This window comes from Trinickia sp. Y13, from assembly GCF_029522115.1.
GTDB lineage: Bacteria > Pseudomonadota > Gammaproteobacteria > Burkholderiales > Burkholderiaceae > Trinickia.
This window is the reverse complement of sequence record NZ_JAKWFK010000039.1, coordinates 1-1,957: the sequence shown is the minus strand read 5'-3', so window position 1 is coordinate 1,957 and position 1,957 is coordinate 1. Positions and strand designations below refer to the sequence as shown.

Here is a 1,957-nt window from a genome sequence, read left to right as displayed (position 1 = left end):
TGTTGCGCGCAAAGTAATACTGAGCCACTTCGCGCAAAGTAAATCTGAGCCACCTTTCAGTACAGTCAGCCTTTTTTGCGCGAAGGCTGGCGATGCTCCAGAAGGAACAGTGGATGCAAATCCATGTGCTCAAGGCTCAAGGGTTGTCGTTGCGAGAGATCGCACGGCACTTGGGCGTGTCTCGCAACACCGTGACGCGGTACTTGGCGTCGCAGGACGTGCCTCGCTACAAGCAGCGTGAGCCGCGGCCAACCAAGCTCGATTCATTTCACGCGTATATCGTCGAGAGAATGCAAGCGGCGGCGCCAGAGACGATCGCCGCGCCGGCGCTGCTGCGCGAGCTCCGTGCGCTGGGCTACGAAGGTCAGCTACGCAGCATTCAAGCTTTCATGAAGACGCACAAGCCCACACCGGCACCGGATCCGATCGTGCGCTTCGAGACCGAGCCGGGGCGGCAGATGCAATGCGACTTCGTCGTATTTCGTCGTGGCGCCAACCCGCTGTACGCGTTCACCGCGACGCTCGGCTTTAGCCGTTGGCGCTGGGCGCGCTTTGCTACCAACGAGAAGGCAGAAACGCTGATCGCTTGCCACCACGCGTTATTCGAAACGCTCGGCGGGGTGCCGCGCGAGATTCTGTACGACAACGCCAGGACGATCGTGCTTGAGCGCGATGCTTACGGCAAAGGCGAGCATCGGTGGCATCCGGGGTTACTCGACCTAGCGAAGCGCTACGGCTTTATGCCCAGGCTCTGCCAACCGTACCGTGCTCGCACGAAGGGCAAGATCGAGCGCTTCCATCGCTATCTGCGCGGCAACTTCTACGTGCCGCTGTCCAGCTGGCTCAAACAGTCCGGCATGCTGCTGGACGTCGAGACGGCCAACGCGGAAGTCGGCAAGTGGCTGCGCGACGTTGCCAACCAACGAGTGCACCCGGTGACCGGAGCGCCGCCGGCAAGCCTGTTCGAAGAACGCGAGCGGGACACTTTGCGCAAGCTGCCCGGATTCGCGACGCCACTACCAGTGGCATCGCCCGCAGCAAGGCCGGCGACACCTTCGTCGTTATCGCTGCAGCATCCCTTGTCGGTCTATCAGCAATTGCTGACGGAGGTTCGGGCATGAATCTGCAGCAAGAACGCATCGACGCTCACTGCCAAAGCCTGAAGCTGGAAGGGCTCATGCAGCGCTACATCGCACTCGCTAACGACGCGGCGGCCAAGCAGTGGAGCTTCCTCGATTTCCTTGAGCAAGCACTGGCACATGAGCGCGAGATGCGGCAGCTTCGATCGCGACAGACACTCGTGCGCATGGCAGGATTCCCGGCAATAAAGACGCTCGACGATTACGACTACAGTTTCGCCGTCGGGGCGCCGCGCAAGGCCATCGACGAATTAGCCACGCTGCGCTTCGTCGAACGTGGCGAGAACGCCGTTTTGCTTGGTCCGTCCGGCGTCGGCAAGACGCACCTGGCGATAGCCATCGGATACGCGGCTACGCAAGCGGGCATCAAGACGAAGTTCATCACGGCGGCCGATCTGATGTTGCAGCTCGAGGCAGCTCGCCGCCAAGAGCGCTATGACGCCGTGCTTAGGCACAACGTTATCGGGCCAAGACTGCTAATCGTCGACGAGATCGGGTACTTGCCGCTTTCCGGGGACCAAGCAAGCCACTTCTTCCAGATCGTGGCAAAGCGCTATGAGCGCGGCTCGATGATTCTGACGAGCAACCTGCCGTTCACCCAATGGGACCAGACCTTCGGCGGCAATGCGACGCTAACCGCGGCCATGCTCGACCGCATCTTGCATCACGCTCACATCATCCAAATCAAAGGAGACAGCTACCGACTTAAACAGCAACGAAAAGCCGGCCACGTTCCGGCATCGAAGAACTAGCGACTGGCTCACTTTTACTTTGCGCGCTCACGCGCGAAGTGGCTCAGATTTCGAATGCGCTTGACA

General features: G+C 60.3%; 2 protein-coding genes. Both read left to right on the top strand.

Features of this window, described 5'->3' with window-relative positions:
* Positions 1-86: 86 nt before the first annotated feature.
* Positions 87-1,121 carry an IS21 family transposase gene (istA, locus tag MMB74_RS27245; RefSeq protein WP_346780729.1) on the top strand — a complete coding sequence of 345 codons (1,035 nt, stop codon included), beginning with the start codon at positions 87-89 and terminating at the stop codon, positions 1,119-1,121.
* Positions 1,118-1,891 (top strand): IS21-like element helper ATPase IstB, encoded by a 774-nt coding sequence (gene istB / locus MMB74_RS27240; protein WP_277431703.1) that lies wholly within the window; start codon positions 1,118-1,120, stop codon positions 1,889-1,891. The genes istA and istB overlap by 4 nt, the downstream gene beginning before the upstream one ends.
* Positions 1,892-1,957: the final 66 nt, after the last annotated feature.